The organism is Collinsella sp. SGI.033 (genome assembly GCF_050315135.1).
Classification (GTDB): Bacteria; Actinomycetota; Coriobacteriia; order Coriobacteriales; family Coriobacteriaceae; genus Collinsella.
Window position 1 is genome coordinate 37,399 of sequence record NZ_JBNPOK010000009.1, and the last position, 24,450, is coordinate 61,848.

At 60.2% G+C, this 24,450-nt stretch carries 19 protein-coding genes; 11 read left to right on the forward strand and 8 right to left on the reverse strand.

What is annotated here, in order from left to right:
• The first annotated feature begins 165 nt into the window (after window positions 1-165).
• The 5 genes from ACQRC0_RS04345 (at window position 166) to ACQRC0_RS04365 (ending at window position 4,487) form a co-directional block, all read left to right on the forward strand.
• The gene (locus ACQRC0_RS04345; RefSeq protein ID WP_427718227.1) at window positions 166-1,161 is read left to right on the forward strand and encodes a glutamate ABC transporter substrate-binding protein; all 996 of its coding nucleotides are present in this window, start codon (window positions 166-168) and stop codon (window positions 1,159-1,161) included.
• A 138-nt stretch (window positions 1,162-1,299) separates the two neighbouring features.
• Entirely contained in the window at window positions 1,300-1,959 is a 660-nt protein-coding gene (locus ACQRC0_RS04350) for an amino acid ABC transporter permease (RefSeq protein ID WP_154514877.1), read from the forward strand.
• Window positions 1,956-2,789 (forward strand): amino acid ABC transporter permease, encoded by an 834-nt coding sequence (locus tag ACQRC0_RS04355; protein WP_195543997.1) that lies wholly within the window; start codon window positions 1,956-1,958, stop codon window positions 2,787-2,789. Before ACQRC0_RS04350 ends, ACQRC0_RS04355 begins: the two co-directional genes overlap by 4 nt.
• A gap of 36 nt (window positions 2,790-2,825) precedes the next feature.
• Entirely contained in the window at window positions 2,826-3,590 is a 765-nt protein-coding gene (locus ACQRC0_RS04360; protein WP_117840240.1) for an amino acid ABC transporter ATP-binding protein, read from the forward strand.
• Window positions 3,591-3,677: 87 nt separating this feature from the next.
• On the forward strand, window positions 3,678-4,487 hold the full coding sequence (locus ACQRC0_RS04365; protein ID WP_427728070.1) for a gamma-glutamyl-gamma-aminobutyrate hydrolase family protein: 810 nt from the start codon (window positions 3,678-3,680) through the stop codon (window positions 4,485-4,487).
• Window positions 4,488-4,558: 71 nt separating this feature from the next.
• On the opposite strand, the gene ACQRC0_RS04370 is transcribed toward ACQRC0_RS04365, so the two are convergent.
• A complete protein-coding gene (locus ACQRC0_RS04370; RefSeq protein WP_427728073.1) occupies window positions 4,559-6,439 on the reverse strand; it encodes a diguanylate cyclase in 1,881 nt (626 codons plus the stop codon).
• A gap of 211 nt (window positions 6,440-6,650) precedes the next feature.
• The gene (locus ACQRC0_RS04375) at window positions 6,651-7,448 is read right to left on the reverse strand and encodes an alpha/beta fold hydrolase (RefSeq protein ID WP_427728076.1); all 798 of its coding nucleotides are present in this window, start codon (window positions 7,446-7,448) and stop codon (window positions 6,651-6,653) included.
• 225 nt (window positions 7,449-7,673) lie between these two features.
• On the opposite strand from ACQRC0_RS04375, the gene ACQRC0_RS04380 reads away from it, so the two are divergent.
• The 3 genes from ACQRC0_RS04380 to ACQRC0_RS04390 all read left to right on the forward strand — a co-directional run bounded on the left by ACQRC0_RS04380 (window position 7,674) and on the right by ACQRC0_RS04390 (window position 10,572).
• Window positions 7,674-8,450 (forward strand): radical SAM protein, encoded by a 777-nt coding sequence (locus ACQRC0_RS04380; RefSeq protein ID WP_427728079.1) that lies wholly within the window; start codon window positions 7,674-7,676, stop codon window positions 8,448-8,450.
• Between the two features lie 169 nt (window positions 8,451-8,619).
• Entirely contained in the window at window positions 8,620-9,507 is an 888-nt protein-coding gene (map, locus tag ACQRC0_RS04385; protein WP_427728080.1) for a type I methionyl aminopeptidase, read from the forward strand.
• A 123-nt stretch (window positions 9,508-9,630) separates the two neighbouring features.
• On the forward strand, window positions 9,631-10,572 hold the full coding sequence (locus ACQRC0_RS04390) for a D-2-hydroxyacid dehydrogenase (protein WP_427728083.1): 942 nt from the start codon (window positions 9,631-9,633) through the stop codon (window positions 10,570-10,572).
• A 285-nt stretch (window positions 10,573-10,857) separates the two neighbouring features.
• On the opposite strand, the gene ACQRC0_RS04395 is transcribed toward ACQRC0_RS04390, so the two are convergent.
• On the reverse strand, window positions 10,858-12,243 hold the full coding sequence (locus tag ACQRC0_RS04395) for a M18 family aminopeptidase (protein WP_427728085.1): 1,386 nt from the start codon (window positions 12,241-12,243) through the stop codon (window positions 10,858-10,860).
• 161 nt (window positions 12,244-12,404) lie between these two features.
• Between ACQRC0_RS04395 and ACQRC0_RS04400 the strand changes: the two genes are divergently transcribed.
• Complete coding sequence (locus tag ACQRC0_RS04400) at window positions 12,405-13,490, forward strand: carcinine hydrolase/isopenicillin-N N-acyltransferase family protein (protein ID WP_427728088.1); 1,086 nt, start codon at window positions 12,405-12,407, stop codon at window positions 13,488-13,490.
• A gap of 140 nt (window positions 13,491-13,630) precedes the next feature.
• Window positions 13,631-14,710, forward strand: a complete 1,080-nt coding sequence (locus ACQRC0_RS04405; RefSeq protein WP_154514896.1) for a 6-phosphofructokinase — start codon at window positions 13,631-13,633, stop codon at window positions 14,708-14,710.
• 513 nt (window positions 14,711-15,223) lie between these two features.
• Here ACQRC0_RS04405 and ACQRC0_RS04410 read toward each other — a convergent pair.
• Together ACQRC0_RS04410 and ACQRC0_RS04415 are read right to left on the reverse strand one after the other, a co-directional pair.
• Entirely contained in the window at window positions 15,224-17,989 is a 2,766-nt protein-coding gene (locus tag ACQRC0_RS04410; RefSeq protein WP_427728090.1) for an FtsX-like permease family protein, read from the reverse strand.
• Between the two features lie 5 nt (window positions 17,990-17,994).
• Window positions 17,995-18,696 carry an ABC transporter ATP-binding protein gene (locus ACQRC0_RS04415; protein WP_427718202.1) on the reverse strand — a complete coding sequence of 234 codons (702 nt, stop codon included), beginning with the start codon at window positions 18,694-18,696 and terminating at the stop codon, window positions 17,995-17,997.
• A gap of 315 nt (window positions 18,697-19,011) precedes the next feature.
• Between ACQRC0_RS04415 and ACQRC0_RS04420 the strand changes: the two genes are divergently transcribed.
• The gene (locus ACQRC0_RS04420) at window positions 19,012-20,247 is read left to right on the forward strand and encodes a chloride channel protein (protein WP_427728093.1); all 1,236 of its coding nucleotides are present in this window, start codon (window positions 19,012-19,014) and stop codon (window positions 20,245-20,247) included.
• A 206-nt stretch (window positions 20,248-20,453) separates the two neighbouring features.
• On the opposite strand, the gene ACQRC0_RS04425 is transcribed toward ACQRC0_RS04420, so the two are convergent.
• From ACQRC0_RS04425 to ACQRC0_RS04435, 3 genes are all read right to left on the reverse strand, one after another.
• The gene (locus ACQRC0_RS04425) at window positions 20,454-21,032 is read right to left on the reverse strand and encodes a methylated-DNA--[protein]-cysteine S-methyltransferase (protein ID WP_427728096.1); all 579 of its coding nucleotides are present in this window, start codon (window positions 21,030-21,032) and stop codon (window positions 20,454-20,456) included.
• 703 nt (window positions 21,033-21,735) lie between these two features.
• Window positions 21,736-22,761: an aspartate-semialdehyde dehydrogenase gene (locus tag ACQRC0_RS04430; RefSeq protein WP_427728098.1), complete on the reverse strand. Its 1,026-nt coding sequence runs from the start codon at window positions 22,759-22,761 to the stop codon at window positions 21,736-21,738.
• A 220-nt stretch (window positions 22,762-22,981) separates the two neighbouring features.
• Window positions 22,982-24,370: an aspartate kinase gene (locus ACQRC0_RS04435; RefSeq protein ID WP_154514910.1), complete on the reverse strand. Its 1,389-nt coding sequence runs from the start codon at window positions 24,368-24,370 to the stop codon at window positions 22,982-22,984.
• Between the last annotated feature and the right edge of the window lie 80 nt (window positions 24,371-24,450).

Genomic DNA, 24,450 nt, shown 5'->3' on the forward strand with positions numbered 1-24,450 from the left:
GTTTGCCTAGATAAAACCTGCCAAAATAAACCTGTCCCTTTTTGGTAGGTAGAATTACCCATAAGGTAAGTATGTTTCTGAGTTATTTCGTGTTGACCCATTTGAGCGCGATAGGGTATAACTCTATTCAACCGCTAGGGATTTTATTGAGAAAGGTGTTCTACCATGAGCAAGAACCTCTCCCAGCAGGTCGTTCTCGACCGTCGTGGCTTCATCGCCGCCACCTTTGCAACCGTCGCCGGCCTTGGTCTTGCCGGCTGCTCCGACACCAGCGCCGAGGCCGACAAGGGTTCCGCCGCCGGCTCCTCCAAGAGTCCCGAGGACACCGAGGCTTCCACCACGCTCGATGCCAAGGCATTCGACAAGCTCGTCGACAACGGCCCCAAGGCCGATGATGACGCCATCGCCGCCAGCACCTGGGCCACGGCCGTCAAGGACGCCGGCGTCTTTAAGATCGGTGGCGTTCAGACCTCCACGCTCTTCTCCCTCCTCAACGAGAAGGACGGCAAGACCCGTGGCTTCGACGCCGGCATCGCGCAGCTCCTGTCCAACTACATTCTGGGCGAGAACAAGGTCGAGATCACCCAGGTGACCTCGGACACTCGTGAGTCCGTCCTGCAGAACGGCCAGGTCGATGCCGTCTTTGCCACCTACACCATTACCGATGAGCGCAAGAAGCTTGTCTCCTTTGCCGGCCCCTACTACTACACCCAGCAGGCCATCCTGGTGCTCGCCGACAACGACGACATCAAGAGCGTCGACGACCTGGCCGACAAGAACGTCGCCGTCCAGTCCGGCTCCAACGGCCCCGCCATCCTGGAGGAGTTCGCCCCCAAGGCCAGCCAGCAGGAGTTCAAGACCGACGAGGAGGCCCGCCAGGCACTTCAGCAGGGCCGCGTTGACGCCTACGTCATCGACAACAACATGCAGCAGAGCGCCCTGGTCCGCGAGCCCGGTAAGTACAAGATCGCCGGCAAGCCCTTCGGCAGCAAAGAGCCCTACGGCATCGGCCTGCCGCTCGATTCCGACGGCGTCGCCTTTGTCAACGACTTCCTTAAGAAGATCGAGGACGATGGCACCTGGACCGAGCTGTGGCAGATCTGCATCGGCGATCGCACGGGCGACACCAACGTTCCCGAGCTGCCCGAGATCGGCGCCTAGACAGCGAGCCCAGTAACGGCCGCTACGAAACCATACGGAAACGCACGATGCGCTTTATTGCGCTAAACTGTTTCCACACTGAGTTGTCGGGGCTTCCGTACACACGGGAGCCCCTTTCCTTATCGGCGGGAGGTCCGCATGAGTCTCTCCGAGCTCTGGTCGCTCTATGGCCAGAACTATATCGACGCGCTGCTAGCAACCTGGGGCATGACGCTTGAGTCGTTTGCCATCGCCATGGTGCTGGCCGTCGCTGTCACCGTGATGCGCGTGTCGCCGCTCAAGCCGCTGCGCATTTTTGGCGACCTGTATGTTCAGGTCTTCCGTAACATCCCCGGCATCGCGCTGCTTATCATCGTCGTCTATGCGCTGCCGCCGCTCAAGGTCGTCCTGCCCTACCGCACCTGCGTTATCGTCGCCACGGTCCTTTTGGGCTCGGCCTTTGGCTCCGAGAACTTTATGAGCGGCATCAACACCGTCGGCGTCGGCCAGGTGGAAGCCGCTCGCTCGCTCGGCATGAGCTTCAGCCGCATCCTCGCCAAGATCGTGATTCCGCAAGCACTGCGCTCGAGCGTGCTGCCCATGACCAACCTCTTTATCGCCGTCATGCTCACCACCGCACTCGGCAGCCAGGTACCGCTTCAACCGCAGGAGCTCACCGGCGTGGTGAGCTACATCAACACGCGCTCGCTCGGCGGCGTCGCCGCGTTCTTTATCTCGGCGCTCGGCTACCTGGGCACGGCCTTTGTGGTGAGCCACATTGGCAACTACATCGATAAGAAGGTGAGGATCCTCCGATGAGCAAGCACTCCTCTTCTGCGCTCACCATGCGCGATGCGCTCTACGAGGCTCCCGGCCCCAAGATGCGCGCCAAGATTCGCATCGGCACCGCTATCTCACTTGTTGCCGTCGCCGCGCTCGTCGTCCTCGTATTGCAGCGCTTTTATGTGACCGGTCAGCTTTCGGTCCACTATTGGTATTTCTTTACGCACCTCACCACCTGGAAGTTCCTGCTTGCCGGCTTTGAGGGCACCGTTAAAGTCGCACTCACCGCTGGCGCCATCGCGCTGGTGTTGGGCCTAGCCCTTATGCTCGGCCGCACCAGCGACATTAAGCCGCTGCAGCTGGTCTGCCGCGTGCTCACCGATTTCTTCCGCGGCGTACCGAGCCTGCTGTTCATCTACTTCTTCTTTTTGGTGCTGCCTCAGTACAAAATTGCGCTGCCGTCGTTTTGGATGCTCACGCTCCCCGTCGCGCTCGCTGCAGCCGGCGTGCTGGCCGAGATCTTTCGCGCGGGCGTCAACGCCGTACCGCGCGGGCAGGTCGAGGCAGCCCAAGCGCTCGGTCTCTCCAAAGCTAAAATCACCTTTAAAATCGTGCTGCCGCAGGCGATTCGGTTTATCATTCCGTCGTTGATTTCGCAGCTTGTGGTCGTAGTCAAAGACACCACCGTCGCCTACGTGGTGAGCTACCCCGACCTCATGCAAAATGCCCGCGTGCTCATTACCAACTACGACGCCCTCGTGTCGGTCTACCTGGTAATCGCGGTCATCTACATCCTCATCAACGTCGCGATCAACAAGGCCGCTGTCTACGTTTCGCACAAGACCGGCGCGACCATCATCCGCTAACGCTTTACCATTTCCAGTCATAAGGAGCCGAGCACCATGGCACAGAGCACCTCTTCCACCGGCAATCAGCCGCTGATCGAGCTCAAACACGTCGATAAGCACTATGGCGATCTGCACGTCCTCAACGACATCAATCTCTCGGTCGACCGCGGCGAGGTCGTCGTCGTGATCGGCCCCTCGGGCTCGGGCAAGTCGACCATGTGCCGAACCATCAACCGCTTGGAAACCATCGACTCGGGCGAGATCCTCATCGAGGGCGAGCCCCTGCCGCAGGAAGGCAAGGACCTTGCCCGTATGCGTGCCGAGCTGGGCATGGTGTTTCAGCAGTTCAACCTGTTCGCACATATGACCGTGCTGCAGAACGTCATGCTGGGACCGGTCGACGTGCTGGGCGTCTCCAAGGACGAGGCCCGCGAGCGCGCCATGGACCTGCTGGGCCGCGTGGGCGTTGCCGAACAGGCCGATAAGGTGCCCGCACAGCTCTCGGGCGGCCAGCAGCAGCGCGTAGCCATCGCCCGCTCGCTTGCCATGCAACCCAAGGCCATGCTTTTTGATGAGCCCACGAGCGCCCTTGACCCCGAGATGATCAACGAGGTGCTCGAGGTCATGGTCCGTCTGGCCCAGCAGGGCATGACGATGATCGTCATTACGCACGAGATGAACTTTGCCCGCCGCGTGGCCGATCGCGTCGTGTTTATGGCCGACGGCCAAATCGTGGAAACCGGCACGCCCGACGAGTTCTTCGACCACCCCCAGACCAAGCGCGCCCAGGACTTCCTCAACTCCATCAAGGGCCACTAACCAGCAACCCCGTGGGACAAATCCATTGAAAGTGTTGTCCCACGTCTCTCATGCGCCCTGTCACCTACAGATTCGAAAGCAGCACCCATGATCGGAACACGTACTTCCTCGTCCTATACCCCGCACGTCGACGTTGCCCCCGCCGACCGCCCGCTCATCCTGGTGGCGCCGCGTTGGGAAGAGGCAAAGCCGTTTTTAAGCGAGACGCTCTCCCCCAACGAGGAAATCGCCAGTGTTTTTGTCGATGCCATCCTTGCCGCCGGCGGCCTGCCGCTGCAGATGTCCATCACCGAGGACATTGATGTTATCCGTCATTACGTCGATATCGCCGACGGCATCGCCATTCCCGGCGGCCCCGATGTCAATCCCAAACGTTGGGGCGATGATCGACCCTACGACCCCACCCTCTGCTGCGAGATCCGCGATAGCTTTGAGTTTAAGCTGGTCGACGAGGTGCTCCGCGCCAAAAAGCCGCTCTTTACCACCTGCCGCGGCACGCAGCTGCTCAATGTCGCCACCGGCGGCACCCTGTGCATGGACGTACCGAGCCTGGGCGCGCGCGAGGGCCGCACGCAGTGGCGCCATACCCACGTGCTCAACGACCCCGTGCATCCCGTCGAGGTCGTGCCGGGCTCGCTTCTGGAGCGCGCGGTTGGCGGGCACAGGCTGATCCAGACCAACTCCGCACACCACTGCTGCGTCGAGCGTCTGGGTAAGAGCACGCGCTTGGTCGCCAAGGCAACCGACGGCGTTCCCGAGTGCATCGAAGTCGAAGGCCAGCCTTTCTGCCTGGGCGTGCAATGGCATCCCGAGTACACCTGGCAGACGCTCGAGACCGACTTTAACCTGTGGAAGTCGTTTGTCGAGGCGGCGGCCAAGGTAAAGCAGGCCCGCTAGTTCGCGAACCGCACAACAGATAAGGACGCCCCGCCGGCCACATGGTCCGACGGGGCGTCCCTTTGCCTAGCTTAAACCGAAGGGAACGCGACAACGTCCGCAGGGCGCTCCAGCGTCTCGGCAATGCGATCGCGCACTTCGAGCAGACACTCGATAAGCAGCGGATTGAAAGCGCCGCACTCACCGTCCAGAATCATCCGAATCGCCTCTTCTTGCGAAATGGCGTCCTTGTACACACGCACGCTCGTCAACGCATCGTACACATCGGCCACCGAGACCACCTGAGCGGCAATGGGGATATCGTCGCCCTTAAGACCGTCAGGATAGCCCGTACCATCCCAACGTTCATGATGCCAGCGGGCGATTTGGTACGCATAGTCCAAAAGGGCACTTCCTTCATGGTTTCTGCCCAGATTGCGCAGCATGTCGGCGCCAATGGTAGTATGCGTCTTCATTATTTCAAACTCTTCGGGCGTCAGACGTCCGGGCTTGTTGAGAATCGCATCGTCGATCGACATCTTGCCGATATCGTGCAGCGCCGACGCCAACGCAATCGAAGAACGCTCCTCGTTGCCAAGAGAGTACTTGTCGCTCCGTCGCGCCAAGTCGCCAAGCAGCAGCTCAGTCAACTTCTCGATATGCGTGACATGCCTGCCGCTTTCGCCATTACGGACTTCCATGACGCTCGCCATGATGTCGACGAGTATACGGCTGTTATTGACGCGCGCATTGTACTGCTGCGACAGCAGACTCGTCAGACGACGCTGTTTGGCATACAGTCGAATAATATTGTTGACGCGACGACGCACAATGCGGTCATCGAACGGGCGACTGATATAGTCCGAGGCGCCCAGCTCGTACGCGCGCAGAACCATATCATCGGAATCTTCGCTCGAAATCATGATGACAGGTAGATTGTCACTAACCGATCGGCGCGACAGATCGGCCAGCACCTCAAAGCCGCTTACGCCCGGCATGACAATATCCAGCAGCACGAGCGACAACTCATCGCCATAGCGGTCGACCATGTCGAGCGCCGCACGACCGTTATCAGCCTCGAGGATGCAATACTCATCCTTAAGCATCTCGTTGAGAATGGCTCGGTTCATCTCGGAGTCATCGACAATAAGCACCAAAGGCTTTTCGCTTTGGAAGGCCTCGATGGAATCGGCATCGGTCACGACCGTACCGGCTTTTGCCTTAGCGCGGCTCAATAACTGGACGGCGCGGCCAACGCCCTCATCGACCGTCTCGCCATGAATGAGAACGCCACCAACACATGCCGTCAAGCTCGCGTGCTCATGGCCCGGAATAATCGTGGCATGAACGGCATCGGATACCTGATGCAGGCGACGGGTGAAGTCATCGGAGGGAATATTGGGCATGACGACCACAAACTTGTCGCAGCCATAGTGCACAAGCTCGTCAGTCGAACGGATTCCGCTGCGCATGGCTGTCGCCACAGCACCGAGCGCAAGGTCGCCGGCATGACGGCCACACGTATCGTTGAAGACCCTAAAATCATCAAGGTCGATCATCGCAACGCCGGCATTCATGCGGGCGCTACGGAGCTTTTCCTCGTAATATCGGCGATTGCGCACGCCCGTCAGCACGTCGGTGTAGACAAGGTCCTCTTCTGTGGCCTCTTGCTCATCAATCGGACGCACCATCAGCAAGACGTGAGGCTCACCCTCGACCTTTAGAGGGCGCAGACGGGCGCGGTACTCAACACCATCGTTGAGCAGTTGCTCCGACACCTCACCCGAATCTGCCAAGGCCTCAAGACTCGACTGACGCAGACAAGGGCAGCGATCGCCGGCGAGCAAGCAGTTAGGCTCGCTCTTAATCTGATCGGCCGACAGCAAACGCACCACGGGGTAGGTCTTCGCGACGCGGGCGACCTCAGCGGCAGCCTCCTCGTCGGTTAGATTTGCCTCGTGATTATTGAGCATATGGGGCCCTTTCTATCGTCACGCACGGCAACGGCGCATATCAAATGATACAAGGGTATCATCTAACAGCTGCAGGCAAATGCGCGATTATCGTTGCATTTTTATGACCTGGCAAACAGCGGTAATGGAGCCGCGGGCGCGCGGTTATGGGCGCATTCGTTAACAATGACGAAACGCCAACAGTCTCCCTCCCCGCAGGTCATCGAGCGCGCTAACGCTCCAAGACATCGCGAACGGCGTTTGCCGCCGTAACGGGACGATCGCGCAGACCGTTATGCGCGCCCGGGATCGTCACGAGGGGGCAATCGAGATATTCGGCAGCCGCTCGCGTACCAGCCTCGCGGGGCGTACCGACCGAAAGCTCGCCGAGAAGCACAGCAGCAACGGACTTCGATGCGCGGACACTATCCCAATTGGGAACGTAAGTCATATTTGTTCCGTATTCATTGGCCATGAAGCAACGACCATTGCGCAGGGCATGTTTGGCTTCCGCTTCGGTCGTCCCAGGAGCCTCGGGGTCCAAGTCGCCGAGGGCTCCCAAGAAAAGCCGGAGCGCCCTTGAAACCTTTCCAGCCGCAATCATATCGAGCAAAACCGGAGCTGCGCCCATGCCGACGCCTTCGGCCGACACAGCCGGCTCATGCAAAATCGCACGGGCGACGAGATGGGGTTCGGTGCGAAGAAGCTCCAGCGCCACCAACGTACCGGCGCTGTGCGCGAGGACATTTGCCGGGGCGCCGGCATGTTGGATAACAGCTCGCAGGTCGGCAGCCTGAACTGCCAGATCGTAGCGTCCGTCTGCCGCATCGTCGCTCTCGCCGCAACCACGGCGGTCATAGGCAATGACGCGATAGCCACAGGCGAGCTCGCGGGCGATGCCGTCAAAAAATGTGCCGTCGACGCACGCACCGTGCACGCACACCAAGGCGGGCGCATCGGACGATACATCCGGGCCGGCATACTCGCGGCAGGCAATCGTGGTGCCCGCATTTTCGACCGTAAAATCCATGTTGTGCCCCCATCATCAATGCCCATCCAGTTGCACGTCAGTACGGTTGGATGGACCCGCATTGCCTTATGCCTTGTTAACAGATTAACTGTACCCGAGCCGAGGCTTTTCATGGCACAGCATCATGAGCGACGTGAAAAAACGAAACTTGTAAAGCAAGAGCCCGCACCTTGTTTTGGAGCCGATGCTATGCTTAGGCACAATTGTCTAGAGGAGCATATGCCTATGTCTACGTTTTTGAATGCCAGCCCTATCTTTGGGCCCGTTCGCAGCCGTCGCCTTGGTCTCTCGCTCGGCGTCAACATGATGCCGGCCAGCGGCAAAATCTGCACGTTCGACTGCATGTACTGCGAAAACGGCCTCAACGCCGAGCGCCCCTGCCATGAGCCGTGCAACACAGCCGCCGTAGTACTCGACGCGCTCGAAGCAAAGCTGCGCGAGATGGCAGCCGAGGGCGAGCTCCCCGATGTGATCACCTTCGCAGGCAACGGCGAGCCCACTGCCGCACCGGAGTTTCCGCAGGCCATCGCCGGTGCCGTCGCGCTGCGCGACGAGCTTGCCCCAAACACCAAGATCGCCGTGCTTTCCAACGGCACGCGCGCCGACCGTCCCCAGGTGCATGATGCGCTCATGATGGTCGACGACAACATCCTCAAGCTCGATACGGTCGATCCGGCATTTATCCAGCTGCTCGACCAGCCCGTTGGTCCCTACGACGTCGAGCACCAGATCGAGACGTTCGCGAGCTTTGATGGCCACGTTATCATTCAGACGCTATTCCTAACCGGCGAGTACCAAGGCAAGTCTATTGACAACACGGGCGACGAATACGTCGGCCCTTGGCTTGCGGCGCTCGAGCGCATTCGTCCGCAGGAGGCGACCATCTACACGGTGGCGCGCGAGACACCAGTCGCCGGCCTTGCTAAAGCGGCTCCCAAGGCGCTCGACGCGATTGCCGCACGCGTGCGCGCCCTCGGCATCCCCTGCCAGGTGAGTTACTAGCACCCGTCTGCCCAAGAGCAGCTAATTTGGGATGGGGCTTTTTTGACTGCTTTTGGGAGCGATATGGGCGGCGCAAGGCCGCGCGGACAAAAGCAGTCAAAAAAGCCCCGTCCCAAATTAGCTGCTCTGCGGGTGGGCTATACTAGCCTCGGATGAAAGGAAGTTAGCCATGTTTGACAATGGACCCGTGCCTGGCCGCAACGACGCTTGCTGGTGCGGCAGCGGCAAAAAATACAAGAAATGTCACAGCTCCTTTGATGAGCGCCTCGAGCGCCTGTGGGAAGAGGGCTGGAACGTCCTGCCCCGCACGCTCTATAAGACGCCTGCCGATATCGAGGGCATCAAGCGCTCGGCCGCCATCAACGTGGGCGTGCTCGATTATGTGGGTGAGCATATCACCGCGGGCATGACCACCAACCAGATCGACCAGATGATCTACGACTACACCGTCGAGCATGGTGGAACGCCGGCCGACCTCAACTACGAGGGCTACCCCAAGAGCGTGTGTACCTCGATCAATGACGTAGTCTGCCACGGCATTCCCTGCGATACGGACGTACTGCACGAGGGCGACATCATCAACGTGGACTGCTCAACGATCTTAGACGGCTATTTTAGCGACTCGAGCCGCATGTTCTGCATCGGCAAGGTCTCGGCCGAGCGCCAGCGCTTGGTCGACGTCACCCGCGCCAGCGTGGAGGCGGGCCTGGCAGCCGTCAAGCCATGGCTGCCGCTCTCCGTGATGGCCGAGGCCGTACAAAAGACGGTCGAGGACGCCGGCTTTAGCGTGGTGCGCGAGTACGGTGGCCACGGCATTGGCAAGGAGTTCCACGAGGACCCGTTTGTGGGCTTTACCACCGAGGCGCCCGACGTAGACACTATCATGGTTCCGGGCATGGTCTTTACTATCGAGCCCATGGTCAACGCCGGAGCACCCGACATTAAGATTAGCAAGGGCGATGGGTGGTGCGTGCGCACCAAGGACGGCAGCGACTCGGCCCAGTGCGAGGTACAGCTCGTGGTGACCGAGAACGGCTACGAGCTGCTGAGCTGGTAGCCGTAGATGCGCCAGATGCTGACGAGCACGCTCGTCTTGCCTCCGGCGTTTTATTTGAACGTTTTGCCTGATAAAACCTGCCAAAATAAACCTGTCCCTTTTTGGCAGGTTGAGCGGAGAGGAATGCTTGTGAACATCCTGGTTTTGCTGCCCGTCAACGACCGCCATCGTGCAATTCTTGAGTCGAGCGCTCCGGGCGAGGATTTTATCTACACGAGCGCCGGCGACATCACGCACGAACAGGTCGCCGATGCCGACGTGATCCTGGGCAACATCGACCCTGACATGCTCACGGCATGCGACCATCTCCAGCTGTTGCAATTGCAGACCGCCGGCTATGACGACTACCTTGCCGCCGGCACCGTGCCGGCTGAAGCCAAGCTGTCTTGCTCGATCGGCGCCTACGGTCAGGCCGTGAGCGAGCACATGTTTGCCATGGTCCTTTCCATGATGAAGCGCCTGCCCGGCTATCACGACTTGCAGCGCGAGCATCGCTGGGAGGATTTGGGGCCGGTCACCTCGCTCAAAAACGCCAACGTGCTGGTGCTGGGCGCAGGCGATATCGGTGGCCACTTTGCCACGCTCTGCCGCAGCATGGGTGCGCACGTCCGCGGCATCAAGCGCCATCCGCTCGTCTACCCCATTGTGTTTGAGGACATGGACGACATGGATGCCCTGTCTGAGCGCCTGGCAGAGGCCGACATCGTCGCATCCTTTATGCCCAGCACGCCCGAGACCCGCGGCCTGGCGAACGCCGAGTTCTTCGCCGCGATGAAACCGGGCGCGTTCTTTGCCAACGGCGGCCGCGGCGATCTTGTGGTCGCCGACGACCTGGTTGCCGCTCTGGAATCGGGGCATCTCGCCGGCGCCGCGGTCGACGTCACCGATCCCGAGCCGCTGCCCGCCACAAGCCCGCTGTGGGATGCACCCAACATGCTCATCACGCCGCACGTCTCCGGCTGGTTCCACCTAGCCGCCACGCTCAATAACGTGGTCGACATCGCCGCGGAGAATCTGCGTCACCTGCTGGCCGGCGAAACTTTACGTTGTTGGATTGAGCATTAGATTGTTCCGGCGTTTTACCAAACGCCGGAACCCCTCGACGCTGCGAGCCCGCCGTTCGGCCAATCTGCCGTTCAATTTCAAAGGCGCGACCAGAAGGTCAGCGCCTTTTCATTTCACGGCACCTTGGCTCAAACGGCGGGCTCTCGCTGACTTTTGCTCTACCTGAGGCGGTTTCGCTGGCGTCGGCTTCATCTGCAAGCCTTAGCAGCTCCGTCTTACCGTTGACATTGCGGCATTTGCCCAGATAAAACCTGCCAAAATAAACCCGTCCTTTTTTGGCAGGTTTTAGAGCTCCACACTTTCGGCACCGTTGATGTTTAGGTCGCGCTCGTAGAAAGCCGTGAGGGCACGAATCGCGTACATCACGTCGCGCACGCCACCGGTCTCGTAGCTCGAGTGCATGGCCAGCTGCGGCAGGCCCACGTCCACGGCGTGCATGCTCGCCTGCATATTGGACAGATTGCCGAGCGTGGAGCCACCCGCCATATCGCTCTTGTTGGCAAAGGCTTGCGTGGGCACGTCTGCGTCATCGCAGATGGCCTGGAACACTGCGCGGCTAAAGGCATCGGTGCAGTAGTGCTGGTTGGCGGCTTCCTTGATGACGATACCGCCGTTGAGCACGACCTGGTTGTGGGCATCGCACTTCTCGGCGTGGTTGGGATGCACGGCGTGCGCGTTGTCGCAGCTCACGAGCATCGAGGCGGCAAGCGCACGGTGGTACGACTCGTCATCAAAGCCCAGCGACCCGTTAATGCGACGCAACGCATCGGCCAAGAACGTCGACATGGCGCCCTGCTTGGTCTCGGAGCCAACCTCCTCGTTGTCGAAGCAGCAAAAGACCGAGATGTCATGTGCATTCTCGGCGCCCAAAAATGCCTGCAGCGAGGTGTAGGCGCAGGCTAGGTCGTCGAGCTTGGGCGTCGAGATAAACTCGTCGGCCCAGCCCCAAATGTGCGCGTCCTGACGATTGACCAGAAACAGATCGCGGCCCAAAATCTGCTCGGGCTCGACGTCCAGTTCGTCGGCGATCAGAGCATCGAAGTCGCCCTGCTTAAGCTCGCCGGCGCTGATGAGCGGGCACAGGTCGACAGCGCGGTTGGGTGCAAAGCCCTCATTGACGCCACGGTCCATATGGATAGCAAGACTCGGAATGATAGCGACCTCGCGCTCGGTGGCAAGCAGGCGGCTCTCAATACGGTCGCCCTCGCGCACCAACACGCGTCCAGCCAGCGCCAACGGGCGATCGAACCAGGTGTAGTCGATCATGCCACCGTAGGCCTCGGTGTTCAGGCGCAGCGTCTCGCCCGCGCCGTCAAGCTCGGGCACGGCCTTGACCTTAAACGTCGGAGAATCGCTGTGCGACGCCGTGAGCTGAAAATGATAGTCGCCGGCAACGCCGTCCTCGCCCCACGTCGCGGCCAGGTCCTCGCCCACCTTAAAGGCGATAACGCTCGAGGTGTTGCGCTGCGTGTAATAACGCCCGCCCGGCTCGATGTCCCACGCCGCATTCTCGGGCAGGTAGGTAAAGCCCGCCTCGTCGAGCTCGGCCATAATGGTCGCCGCCGTATGGAACATGCTGGGGCACGCCTCGATAAAGTCGATAAGGTCGTTGGCGGCCTCGATATCGTCGGCCGTCACATGCGCGCGCTCGGGCGTTTCCTGATCCGTCATGCTCTCCCCTTTCGCTGGGTTGATGGTCCCCTCCAGCATACCCCGCCACGCCAGCGCCGCACTCTTCATTCCATGTTTAATCCCGTGCCGCTCACCAGGTTGAGCCATCATGCCCGCGCTCCTTTTGCGATAATTACGCCAACAGGACGAGAGGAGCCGTCATGAAGCCACGTAACATTGCCATCGCCTGCGGTGTCGCGGGAGTCACCGTCGGCCTTGCCGCTGCCACCGGTATCGTTTACCGCAAGCAAATCAAGTCCGCCGCGTCGCTCAGACGCTTGACCGGCTACGCGGATGGCTATGACCTGTACGCAATCGACATCGCCTACGACTACGATCTTGATCGCATCATCGCCGCTGGCGTGCGCGACGACCAGGCCTACATCGATGCCGTGGTGGCGCAGGTGCTGCCCGGTATGCCGGCACATGTCCAGGCTCCCCAGTTTGCCTGCAGCGCTTTTGTCGCCGTAGATGCCGAAGGCCGCGTGCGCACCGGTCGCAATTACGACTTTAAGGACGACACCTCGGCGCTGCTGGTGCGCAATCACCCACGCGGCGGCTATGCCTCCATCGGGTTTGCCGCCCTTAACAACCTGGGCGATAACACTCCGCTTGACTCCGTCGCCGGACGCGCCGCCGCACTCATGGGTCCGTTTGCCCAGCTCGACGGTGTTAACGAATGCGGCGTTTCCGTTGCCGTACTCACCCTTGATTCCAAGCCCTGTGACCAGGACACGCAACGCCCTGTCATCAATACCTCGCTCGCCATCCGTCTGGTGCTCGACCGTGCCGCCACCACGCAAGAAGCTGTCGACCTGCTTTCCGCCTACGACATGCACGCCATGGCAGGACGCGATTATCACTTCTTTATCAACGACGCCACCGGTGACGCGCGCGTAGTAGAGTGGGATCCGCACGATCCGGACCGCGCTTTCAAAGCGACTCCTGTACGCCAGGTTACGAACTTCTACCCCTGCTATGGCGACGAAGTGCTGCCCAACCAAAGGAACGGCGAGCTGGGCCATGGTAAAGAGCGCGCCGTCGCAATTGCCGATGTCCTTGACGCCCATGTCGGTGCCCAGGACGAAACGATTGCCTGGGAAGCCCTGCGCGCTGCAGCGCAAGAGCCCAATCCGGAAGACATCACCAGCAATACGCAATGGTCGGTCGTCTTTGACAATACCGAACCCGCCGCCGCTATTACGCTGCGCCGCCACTGGGGCGACGTCGACGCCTTCGCGCTGTAAGGAGCCATGCCCGTCGACCTTACGCTCGCCTGACGTTGTTTACATTTCTATACGCTTGAGCTAACACGTTTTACCCCCGTATCAACAGTGTGCGGGGGTAAACTTATGCGCATGTTATAACTTGCCCGGAAGGATTCATCATGCTTAGGATCGGTCTTCTTACCAGTGGCGGCGACTGTCAGGCGCTCAACGCCACCATGCGCGGCATCGTCAAAACGCTTATGACCAATAGCGAAGAACCTATCGAGATCTATGGTTTTGAGGACGGCTACCAGGGCCTTATCTACAGCAGGTTCCGCGTCATGACGCCCGCCGATTTTAGCGGCATCCTCACCCGCGGCGGCACCATTTTGGGCACGAGCCGCACGCCGTTCAAGCGCCTGGACATTCCCGAGGCCGACGGTGTCGAGAAGGTGCCCGCGATGGTCCACACCTATCACAAGCTGCAACTCGACTGCCTGTTTATGCTGGGCGGCAACGGCTCCACCAAGACTGCCAACCGCCTGCGCGAAGAGGGCCTCAACGTTATCGCTCTGCCCAAGACCATCGATAACGACACCTGGGGCACCGAAATGACATTTGGCTTTACGAGCGCCATCGACGTCGCCACCAAGTGCATCGACGACATCCACACCACCGCCTCGAGTCACGGCCGCGTGTTCGTTATCGAGATCATGGGCCACAAGGTTGGCTGGATCCCGCTGTACGCCGGCGTCGCGGGCGGCGCGGACGTCATCCTGATTCCCGAGATTCCCTACGACATGGGTAACGTCATCAAGACCATCGAGCATCGCATGGAGACCGGCAGCCGCTTTACGATCGTGGCCGTCGCCGAGGGCGCTATCTCCAAGGAGGACGCGGCGCTGCCCAAGAAGGAGTACAAGAAGAAGCTCGCCGAGCGCACGAGTCCGTCGATTGTCTACGACATTGCCAAGGAAATCGAGGCCAAGACCGGTCGCGAGACCCGCGTCGCCATCCCCGGCCACACGCAGCGCGGCGGTCAGCCCGACGCCCAGGACCGCATCTTTGCGACCCAGTGCGGCGTCGAGGCGGCACTGGGCTGCCTACGCGGCGAGTTTGGCTACATGATTGCCCTGCGTGACGGCAAGATGTGCCACATGCCGCTCGAGGAGGTCGCCGGCAAGCTCAAGTTTGTCGATCCCCAGAGCGACCTGGTACGCGAGGCCAAGGCGCTGGGCATCAGCTTCGGCGACGAATAGCCTCGGCCGAAATCCATCCCATCGGGCCCTCCGACCCCGCCCGACGTATTTCGATTTGGCTCCTCCCTTGACTCCGTCAAAGGTCGCCAATCGAAATCGTCGGTCGGGGTCGGAGGGCCCTGCGTTTACATGCTCGCCGAGGTTATTCGTCTTCTTGCTGCGGGTGCCTAGGGCAGGAGGCGCCGTGCATTTTTGGGAGTTTTCAGCAGCCGAGGGTGCCTGCATACTGAATTTTGGGCGAAAGGCAGGCGCCATGGGCCGCATCTTGTAAAAACGAGCGGCTCTTGAGGCGTTGGGAGCTCAGAATCAGGGCTTTCAGCGCAGTTTTGTGCGCCCGCTCCCATACTCGTGGACTCCGGAATGCTGAATTCTCCGGAATTTGCACGCCGCCCCTGGGGGTACCTGCGGGTAAAAAGCAACCGCCCCGCCAAAATATGCATTCTGCAGGGCGGTTTATGCAATAAAGCGACTGCGGCACGTCACAGCTCGCTACAACTTGAATCCAAGAACAGGTTACTCGGCGCTCTTGAGGGCACCGACCATGTCAATCTTGTTGAGGGTTCGGTTGGTGGCGATGTTGACGATAAACGTAAAGCCAAACGAAAGCACCACAGCGAGCACGAAACTCAGCGGCTCGACCTCAACATCAAAGTACAGCGACGGCATCTGAAGAACGTACGTAAAGCTCTCGGCAAGCAGGCCACCCAGCGGCACGCCCAGTGCGGTACCAATCGCCGTAAGGATCAACGTCTCCTTATTGACGTAGTGGTGCACCTCGCCACGGCGGAAGCCCAGCACCTTGATGGTCGCCAGCTCGCGTTCGCGCTCCGAAATATTCGTATTAGACAGCGTAAACACCACCACAAACGACAGGCACGCCGCCATAAAGGTCACAAGCACTACGACCGAATTGATAATCGTAAAGTTCGACTCATAGTTCTCCCAATGCTCGGCCGTACTCGAAATCGTAAGCCAACCGTCACTCTTAAGCTTCTTGCTAAACGCAATCTGGTCGGCCGACGAGCCCTTAAGCAGCGCAAAGATGCCGTTAAGACGCGCGCTTCGACCGAACGCGCGCTCATAGGTGCCCTGCGTCATATAAAGCGTGTTGCCCAAATAATTGAGCGAGATATCGCTAACCTTGACCTTGGTAACATTGAGCGACGAATCCTGGACCTGCGCCGTATCGCCCGGCTGAATCCCCAGCACCAGCTGTGAACTCTTGCTTAAATACACGTCCCCGTCACGCAGGGCGAGCGGTTCTTTGGACTCATCCTCCAGGCGCACGTAATCGTCCAGGTCATTCGTGCGGTCGTCGGGAATCACGATGAGCTGTACGGTCTCGCTCTTACCGCCAAACGTAAAGGTGACGTTGTCGGTCATAATCGGCAGGGTTGAGGTCACGCGTACGCCGGAGTCGCCGGCCGCGCTACGCTCTTCCAGCGCCGCACACGTCTGAGCATAGTCATCGGGATTGGCGACCGCCAGCAAGTCATAGCGCGTGATATGCCCGTACTGTTTGGGCGAAAGCGCCACCGACGTATCGCGGATGCCCATACCGCAGATCACGAGCGCCGTGCAGCCGGCGATACCGAAGATGGTCATAAAGGCACGTTTTTTGTAGCGGAACAGGTTACGCGCTGCCACCTTGTTCAAAAAGCCCATGCGGCGCCAAATAAAGCCGATGCGCTCAAGCAAGATGCGCGAGCCGGCTCGCGGGGCCTTGGGACGCATAAGCGAGGCTGGGGTCTCGGCCATCTCGTGGCGGCAGGCGATAATCGTGGCACCCACCACGCCCACGGTAAACAGCGCCACCGAGACGATCGAGGACACGATGTCGTACGAAAGCAGCATCTGGGGCAGTGAGTACATGTCGTCGAACACCGTAAACAGGAACAGCGGCAACCCCACAAATCCGATGATGTTGCCGAGTACGCCGCCGAACAGACATGCCCACAGCGAGTAGTCCACGTATTTGGACAGGATTCGCCCGCGTGAATAGCCGAGCGCCTTGTACAGGCCAATGAGCGTGCGCTCCTCCTCGACCATACGAGTGGCGGTGGTAAGGCTGATGAGTACGGCTACGACAAAGAAAATAAATGGGAAAACCGTGGCGATGGCCTCAATCGAAGAGCTGTCGCTCTCGACGCTTGAGTAGCTTGCGATGTTACCGCGATCCTGGATGTACCAAGTGCATTCGCCCAGATCGGAAAGCTCGGCGCGTGCATCGGCAAACTGCTGGTCGGTGGCGGCGCGGCGCTGGTCCAAATCGGCCTGAGCCCGAGCGCGCTCCTCACTGCCCTGGGGCATGCGGTTGATGTTGTCCTGCTCAATCCCAAAGAGCATATTCGCCTGGCGCTCGGAGGCATCCAAGCTTGCCGGCGCGTCGACCGTCAGCTCTTGGGCGCGCACCTTCTCACGCTCGTCGCGAATCTTCTCGATATTACCCTTGACCTCGTTGATCTTTGTCGTGTAGGCATCTGAATAGGAGTTGAGGCTCTTGGCTCCCTCGACGATCACGTGGACCGCGGAGTAGGAAGAAGATGTCGCGGCATCCTCGCTCACATAGAACTTATAGTCCGCAGCCGAAGCAGCGCGAAAGGCGTTGACTGTCGAGTCGGAGCTCACATCAGTAGGATCGAGGACCTCGGCCGTAATGGTGTAATCACCCGCGGCAAACTGGTCCTTGGCGCTTTGGTTCGACGAGCTCGCGTCATTGGCGGCAAAACTCACCGTGTCGCCGAGCTTTTTGCCCGAAGCCTTCAGGAACTTCGAAGTCACCGCGACCTCGCCGGCGCTCTCGGGCAAATCGCCGCTCACCAGCACCGGTTGATCGATATTCTTCCTGGAAAAGCTCTGCACGACTACACGCTCGCGCGTGGTACCCACGGCGGTGTAGGCGGTCTCGGTGTAGATGCCCTCGGCCGTCTCGACGCCGTCGACCTCTTGGATAGCCGCAAGATCGTCGCGCGTAAGGCCATAGGTCGACTGCACGTTAATGTCATAGACATTCTGCTGGTCAAAATAGACGTCGACCGAATCGCGCAGATCCTCGCAGCCCGCCTTAAGACCGCACATCACGCTCACGCCGAGCGCGGTAATGACCACGATAGATAGGAAGCGCTTAAGACTGCCTCGGATTGTGCGGGAGATGCCACGGCGAAAAACCGTCGGCGCCATATCATTTGAGCTTTGAGCGGTACGGTAGGTCGCGAACTCCCGATCGTGACCCACGTGCTCCGTATCGTGGTTTTGGCTGTTTTGGCGATCTTGGTCCATGGGCGCTACCACTCGATCGTCTCGATAGGCACGGGATTTTGCTGGACCGTCTCGCTCTCCACACGACCGCTCTTAAAGCAGATCAGGCGATCGGCCATGGGCGCGAGCGCGGAGTTGTGCGTGATGATGATGACCGTAATGCCCTGCTTGCGACAGGTGTCCTGCAGCAGCTGCAAGATCTGCTTGCCGGTTTTGTAGTCGAGGGCACCCGTGGGCTCGTCGCACAGAAGCAGCTTGGGATTCTTGGCCAGTGCGCGGGCGATGGACACGCGCTGCTGCTCGCCGCCCGAAAGCTGCGCCGGAAAGTTGGCGAGGCGCTCGCCCAGGCCAACCTGGCGAAGTGTCTGTTCGGCATCGAACGAATCGGGGCAGATTTGCGCCGCAAGCTCGACGTTTTCGAGCGCCGTCAGGTTGGGAACCAGGTTATAGAACTGGAAGACAAAGCCGACGTCGGCGCGGCGGTATTCCACGAGCTGCGCCTCATTGGCGGAACTCACGTCGCGCCCATCCACCGTTACGGTGCCGGAAGTCGCCGTATCCATGCCGCCCAGAATGTTGAGCGCCGTGGTCTTGCCGGCACCCGAAGCACCCAAAATGATGGCGAGCTCGCCACGCTCGACCGTAAAACTCGCGCCGTCCAGCGCGTGAATGCGGGCGTCACCCTCGCCGTATGCTTTGACGACGTCTTTGAATTCGATATAAGCCATCGATTAATTCCCATCTGGTCGGATAACTCTTTAGTATTACCCATTTCGCACCGACCAAAAAGGGACAGGTTTATTTTGGCAGGTTTTATATGGGGAAACGAGGGGTGCGGGCAGGCACCAGGACTGTCCACGGCAACCATTTGACCCAAACCGTATCCACCGCTATGATGCCACTGCGGAATGAATGTCTCCGTTGAGTGCGCCAGCCAAGCTGCCGCGTTACCCTAAACCGCCTTGTTGCTGATGACTTCTGCTGTTACGTGATGCCCCTAGGCATCACGCCGCGGCAGGAGTCTTTTTTGTTTTGGAGGAGAAGTGTCGGGAAGCAGCGCATCGAGCAGAATCAAACGTCTGTTCAACACCTATAGCGGTCTTGTGCTTATGGGTGCCGTCGGAATCCCCGTCGGTATCATTGTTGGCGCCATCTGCGCGCTCTTTGGACGCGTGCTTTTGGCGATCGGCGCCTTCCGCGACGAACACATCACCCTGCTCCTCCCCTTCCTCGCCCTTATGGGCCTTGCCATCGTGTTTGCCTACCGCGATTGGGGCAAGGGCACCGACCGCGGCATGAGCCTGGTATTCGACGTAGGCCACGGGCGTGAGGACGCCATCTCGCCGCGCTTGGTGCCGCTCATTATGCTGAGCACGTGGGGGACGCACCTCTTTGGCGGCAGTGCGGGACGCGAGGGCGTGGCCGTGCAGATCGGTGCAACCGTCTCACATTGGATCGGCCGACGTCTACCTTTCCGAGACCCCGGCAACACGTTTTTGCTTATCGGCATGGCCGCCGGCTTTGCCGGGCTCTTTCGAACGCCCCTTGCTGCCACGGTCTTTGCTATCGAAGTACTGGTCGCAGGACGCATGGAATACCGCGCGCTGTTTCCCGCGCTTACAGCCTCGCTCGCCGCAAGTATGACCTCCGGTGCCCTGGGACTCGAGAAGTTCGAGGTCGCCGTTGTCGCCTCATGCGCGCTTGATCTCCCCGGTCTTGGACGGCTTGCGGTACTAGGCATCGCGTTTGGCATGGTAGGCGGTGCCTTTGCCTGGTGCCTTGCGCATGCCAAGACCCTTGCGGCGCGGCTACTCCCCAACCCCTATGCGCGCATCGCCGCTATCGGCATCGCGCTATCGGCGATTCTGTTCGCACTGTGGCAGGGTCGATACTGCGGCCTTGGCACCAACCTGATATCGGCGGCGCTCAACGGTAACGGTAAGGTCGCCATCATGCCTTGGGACTGGGCGCTCAAATTCGTACTCACCATCGCCACACTTGCCGCAGGATATCAGGGTGGTGAGGTAACGCCGTTGTTCTCCATCGGAGCCAGCCTGGGCGTCGTACTCGCCGGGATTCTCGGCATGCCCGCCGAAATCTGCGCCGCGCTGGGCTACGCAGCCGTCTTTGGCAGCGCCACCAATACGCTGCTCGCACCCATCCTTATTGGCTGCGAGGTCTTCGGCTTTGGTAATCTGCCGATGTTCTTTATTGTCTGCGTCGTGGCTTACCTGTTCAACATGGATAAGTCGATCTACGCCCTGCAGAAGCGGGCGTAGAAAGATGTCCAAGCAGGTGGTCTCAACCGGAAACGGCGTCCCACTCTGAGGCTGTATTCCGGGACACGGTTTCCGCTTGGGACGCCATTCGGAAAGCGCATCCCGCTTTAAAACGGAATTCCGGGACGTGGTTTCCGTCTGAGTCTCCATTCGGAAAGCGTGTCCCGTTCTTTCACGGCATCTCGGCTATGCAAAGTGTTCGAGCGCTAGTCCTCGTACGCGCCCTCAAGCCGAAGCAGCCACTCCTTGCGATCGAGCCCGCCGGCATATCCGTTAAGCGAGCCGTCGGCGGCAACCACGCGATGGCACGGCACGATAATCGAAATAGGGTTGCGAGCGACCGCAGCCCCCACCGCACGAGGAGACATAACGGGGTCCTCGTTCCCCGGCACCCGATGGCGGGCGGCGATACGAGCCGCAATCTCGCCATACGTGGCGACCTCGCCACGCGGAATAGAAAGCAGCTCAAACCAAACTTCACGCTGAAACGCCGTACCGATCATATGCAACGGCGGCGTATACAGAGGCTCCTGCCCTGCAAAATAAGCATTCAGCCAAGCCCACGAACGCTCAAGCACCGAAGAAGCCGCACCATGAGCCGGACTCGCCGACGACATGCCACCAGCACCGGAAACCGCATCGGCCCCTTCAACATGTTCGGAGTCTTCCCGGAGAAGCGTGGAGCCAAAGTGCTCCTGCCCCTCAAACCAAAGCCCCGTCAGACCGCGGCCATCAGCGGCAAGCAGGATTTCGCCCAAAGGCGAAGCAAACGTCGTCGTGACCACCAGCGGCTCCTTTCAAAACTCCGCACCATAATACCGCGAATTGTGCAGACAACCTGTCTGATACGCCCGGGCAGGCTCGTAATTGTTTAAGCGAGGCCGCTTTCCCCAATCAAGAGAAGAAGACGCGGGGCTTCGACGCCAGAGCGGTACCCATGCCAGCTGAGCTCTAATACTTTTCCCGAGAAGTGAACGAGTAAAAATAGGACCCCAAAGCATCCACACTTTTTGATTACAAAACCGCAGGATTCGCGCAGCAAAACCGCAGGAAATAGCGGTCAAAATATGTCAATGCTTCGGGGGTCCAAAATAGGTCGTTCACTTCTCGGGAAAAGTATTCAACTTCAATTAACCCCAACCCCAAAGTCACCTCAGGCAGCAGGCGCGAAGCGCCGCAGCTGCCGTCACGGACCCGCAGTCCCCAAAGGAGGCAGGCGCAAAGCGCCGAGGCCGCCGCCGGGACCAGGGCCCGCAACGGCCACGTGCCCTCACATCAGCCCAGCGGCCCCAACCAACAACGGCCCCATCGCAGGCCGCTCGCAGCCGAGTCACTGCAGGCGGGGCCGGGCTCAGCTTTCAGAACACTCCACAGACCAGTGCGGCGCCTTGTCCGCGGCTCCGAAGGAGCAGGACAAGGCGCCGCACATGGTCGAGGACGTTCTGAAAGCTGAAAGCTGAGCCCGGCCACCGCCGGACAGTTCCACCGCTACTCGCAGAGCAGCTTGGCGATCTGGACGGCGTTGGTTGCCGCGCCCTTGCGGATTTGGTCGCCACAGCACCAGAAGGTGATGCCACGCGCGGCCTCGGGGTTCGAGATGTCGCGGCGCACGCGACCGACCCAGATCAGGTCCTGGTCGGAGGTGTCCATCGGCATGGGGAATCGGTCGTGCGCATCCTCGGCGCCCAGGTCGTCGACCAGCTTGACACCCGGGGCAGAAGCCAGCGCAGCACGGGCCTCCTCGACCGTAATGTCGCGCTCAAACTCGAGCGTAATGCTCTCGGAGTGCGAGCGCAGCACAGGCACGCGCACACAAGTGCAGTTCACGCGCAGCTCGGGCAGATGCATAATCTTGCGACCCTCGTTTTGCAACTTCATCTCCTCGGAGGTAAAGCCCTCCTCCTTGATGCCGCCAATCTGCGGAATCAGGTTGCTCGCCAACTGGGCGGCAAATGCGCGCGGCTCGGGAATCTCCTCGCCACGACCCAGGGCGGCCAGCTGGGCCTCGAGCTCGGCCATACCGGGAGCACCAGCGCCCGAAGCCGCCTGGTACGTCGAGACGATCATGCGCTTCACGCCGGCGAGCTTGTGCAGCGGCCAGGTGGGGACCAGGCCGATGATGGTTGCGCAGTTAGGGTTAGCGATAAGGCCGTGATGCCACTTGATGTCGTCGGCATTGATCTCGGGCACGACGAGCGGCACCTCGGGATCCATGCGGAAGGCGTGGCTGTTGTCGACCACGACGGCGCCACGCTTGACAGCCTCGGGCAGCAGCTCCTTGGCGATATCGTCGCCGGCAGCGCCGAGTACGATGTCGCAGCCCTCAAAGGCCTCGGGACAAGCCTCCTCAATAACAACCTGCTCGCCGCGGAACTCGACGGTCTTGCCCGCAGAGCGCGCGCTCGCCAGCAGCTTGAGCTTGCCAACCGGAAACTCCTGCTCGTTGAGGCACTCGAGCATCTGGGTGCCCACGGCCCCCGTCGCGCCCAAAATAGCAACCGTGTACTGTTTCATGCTTCCCCCTTTAAAGGTTGTGGCTTTTGCCCGCACGCCGAGCAGGCAGGATATTCTTGCCCAGTGTATACAAGAACGGGGCGGACACGAAACCCACCCCGTCGAAACGAAACCGAAACGAAACGCCCCGCGCTAGATTTTTTGGAACATGCCTCAAAACCCACTCATGCGCCAAAAGGTAGATTTCTAGACATATCCCAAAAATCTACCGGAATGGTCGCTATTTGTGGAGGGCAGCCAGGGCAGGTTCAATCGGTGCAGGAGCCTCCAGATCGGAGACCTTCACAATGCCGTTCTCGTCGGAGAAGGCACGGTAAATGGTCTGAATCGCCAGGTCGAAGTCCTTATCCTCGACACCGATAATGATGTTGATCTCGTCGCAGCTCTGCGAAATCATGCGCACGCTCACGCCAGCCTGGCCGAGCATGCCAAACAGGTGGCCGGAAATACCTGCGCGGCCGCGCAGGTTACGACCGACGGTCGCGATGAGCGCCAGGCCCTCGACAACCTCAATCTCGAGCGGCTCAACCTCCTGCTGGATGTCGCCCACGAGCGAGTACAGCGAATCGTGCACATCCTGCTCCTGCACCACGGCGCCAAAGCGGTCGACGCCGGTGGGCATGTGCTCGACGGAAACGTCATAGCGCTCGAAGACCGAAAGTGCACGGCGCATAAAGCCGACGCGGGGCTTGGTGCGATCGCGGGCCACGTTGATGGCGACAAAACCGCGCTTGCCGGTCACGCCGGTAATGATGGGCTCCGCCTCGCCCTCATCAGCCGTCTCGCTAATGATGGTGCCGGGGTCCTGCGGCGCATTGGTGTTCTTGATGACCAGCGGAATACCCGCCTCGCGCACGGGGAACACGGCCTCCTCGTGCAGGACGCTTGCGCCCATGTACGAAAGCTCGCGCAGCTCCTCGTAGGTAACGCGCGCAATGGGCTGAGCCTCGGGAACAATACGCGGATCGGCAGAGTAGAAGCCCGAGACGTCGGTCCAGTTCTCGTAAAGGTCGGCGTCCAGACACTTGGCCAGAATCGAGCCCGAGATATCGCCGCCGCCACGATCGAGCAGCTTAATCTGGCCCTCACGCGTCGCGCCGTAGAAACCAGGCATAACAAAGCCGCCCTGCTGACCGTACTCCTGCACCAGCTCGGAGGTGCGGTTCATGCTGAGCGTACCGTCGTGATGGAACGCCACAACCGTCGCGGCGTCCAGGAACGGCAGGCCCAGGTACTCGGCCATCAGGCGAGCGGTGAAGTACTCGCCGCGGCTCACAAGCTCCTCGGTGGAGTAGCCGCCCGAGCGGGCGCGCTCGGCAAAGGCCGCGAACTCCTCACGGATGGGATAGGTGAGCTCCAGCTCGTCAGCGATATCAAAATAGCGCTGGCCAATGTCCTCGAGCAGCTCCTCACACGACACGTGATACTTAACGTGCGCGTTAACCAGGTAGAGCAGGTCGGTCACCTTGGTGTCGCCCTTAAAGCGGCGACCGCAGGCGGAAACCACCACAAAACGGCGGGCCGGGTCGGCATCGACGATGGCCTTGATCTTCTTAAAGTGTTCGGCGTCGGCGACCGACGAGCCGCCAAATTTGGCAATCTTAATCATGGGCTGGAGGTTACCTTTCTAAAAGCCTCTGCGAACCTGTTTTGCGCGCTCTGATACCATGGTTTCACCGATTGGGACCA

Excerpts from the sequence above, each read along its gene's own strand:
- ACQRC0_RS04345 (WP_427718227.1), top strand. The coding sequence starts at position 166 with ATGAGCAAGAACCTCTCCCAGCAGGTCGTTCTCGACCGTCGTGGCTTC.
- ACQRC0_RS04350 (WP_154514877.1), top strand. The coding sequence starts at position 1,300 with ATGAGTCTCTCCGAGCTCTGGTCGCTCTATGGCCAGAACTATATCGAC.
- ACQRC0_RS04355 (WP_195543997.1), top strand. The coding sequence starts at position 1,956 with ATGAGCAAGCACTCCTCTTCTGCGCTCACCATGCGCGATGCGCTCTAC.
- ACQRC0_RS04360 (WP_117840240.1), top strand. The coding sequence starts at position 2,826 with ATGGCACAGAGCACCTCTTCCACCGGCAATCAGCCGCTGATCGAGCTC.
- ACQRC0_RS04365 (WP_427728070.1), top strand. The coding sequence starts at position 3,678 with ATGATCGGAACACGTACTTCCTCGTCCTATACCCCGCACGTCGACGTT.
- ACQRC0_RS04370 (WP_427728073.1), bottom strand. The coding sequence starts at position 6,439 with ATGCTCAATAATCACGAGGCAAATCTAACCGACGAGGAGGCTGCCGCT.
- ACQRC0_RS04375 (WP_427728076.1), bottom strand. The coding sequence starts at position 7,448 with ATGGATTTTACGGTCGAAAATGCGGGCACCACGATTGCCTGCCGCGAG.
- ACQRC0_RS04380 (WP_427728079.1), top strand. The coding sequence starts at position 7,674 with ATGTCTACGTTTTTGAATGCCAGCCCTATCTTTGGGCCCGTTCGCAGC.
- map (WP_427728080.1), top strand. The coding sequence starts at position 8,620 with ATGTTTGACAATGGACCCGTGCCTGGCCGCAACGACGCTTGCTGGTGC.
- ACQRC0_RS04390 (WP_427728083.1), top strand. The coding sequence starts at position 9,631 with ATGCTTGTGAACATCCTGGTTTTGCTGCCCGTCAACGACCGCCATCGT.
- ACQRC0_RS04395 (WP_427728085.1), bottom strand. The coding sequence starts at position 12,243 with ATGACGGATCAGGAAACGCCCGAGCGCGCGCATGTGACGGCCGACGAT.
- ACQRC0_RS04400 (WP_427728088.1), top strand. The coding sequence starts at position 12,405 with ATGAAGCCACGTAACATTGCCATCGCCTGCGGTGTCGCGGGAGTCACC.
- ACQRC0_RS04405 (WP_154514896.1), top strand. The coding sequence starts at position 13,631 with ATGCTTAGGATCGGTCTTCTTACCAGTGGCGGCGACTGTCAGGCGCTC.
- ACQRC0_RS04410 (WP_427728090.1), bottom strand. The coding sequence starts at position 17,989 with ATGGACCAAGATCGCCAAAACAGCCAAAACCACGATACGGAGCACGTG.
- ACQRC0_RS04415 (WP_427718202.1), bottom strand. The coding sequence starts at position 18,696 with ATGGCTTATATCGAATTCAAAGACGTCGTCAAAGCATACGGCGAGGGT.
- ACQRC0_RS04430 (WP_427728098.1), bottom strand. The coding sequence starts at position 22,761 with ATGAAACAGTACACGGTTGCTATTTTGGGCGCGACGGGGGCCGTGGGC.
- ACQRC0_RS04435 (WP_154514910.1), bottom strand. The coding sequence starts at position 24,370 with ATGATTAAGATTGCCAAATTTGGCGGCTCGTCGGTCGCCGACGCCGAA.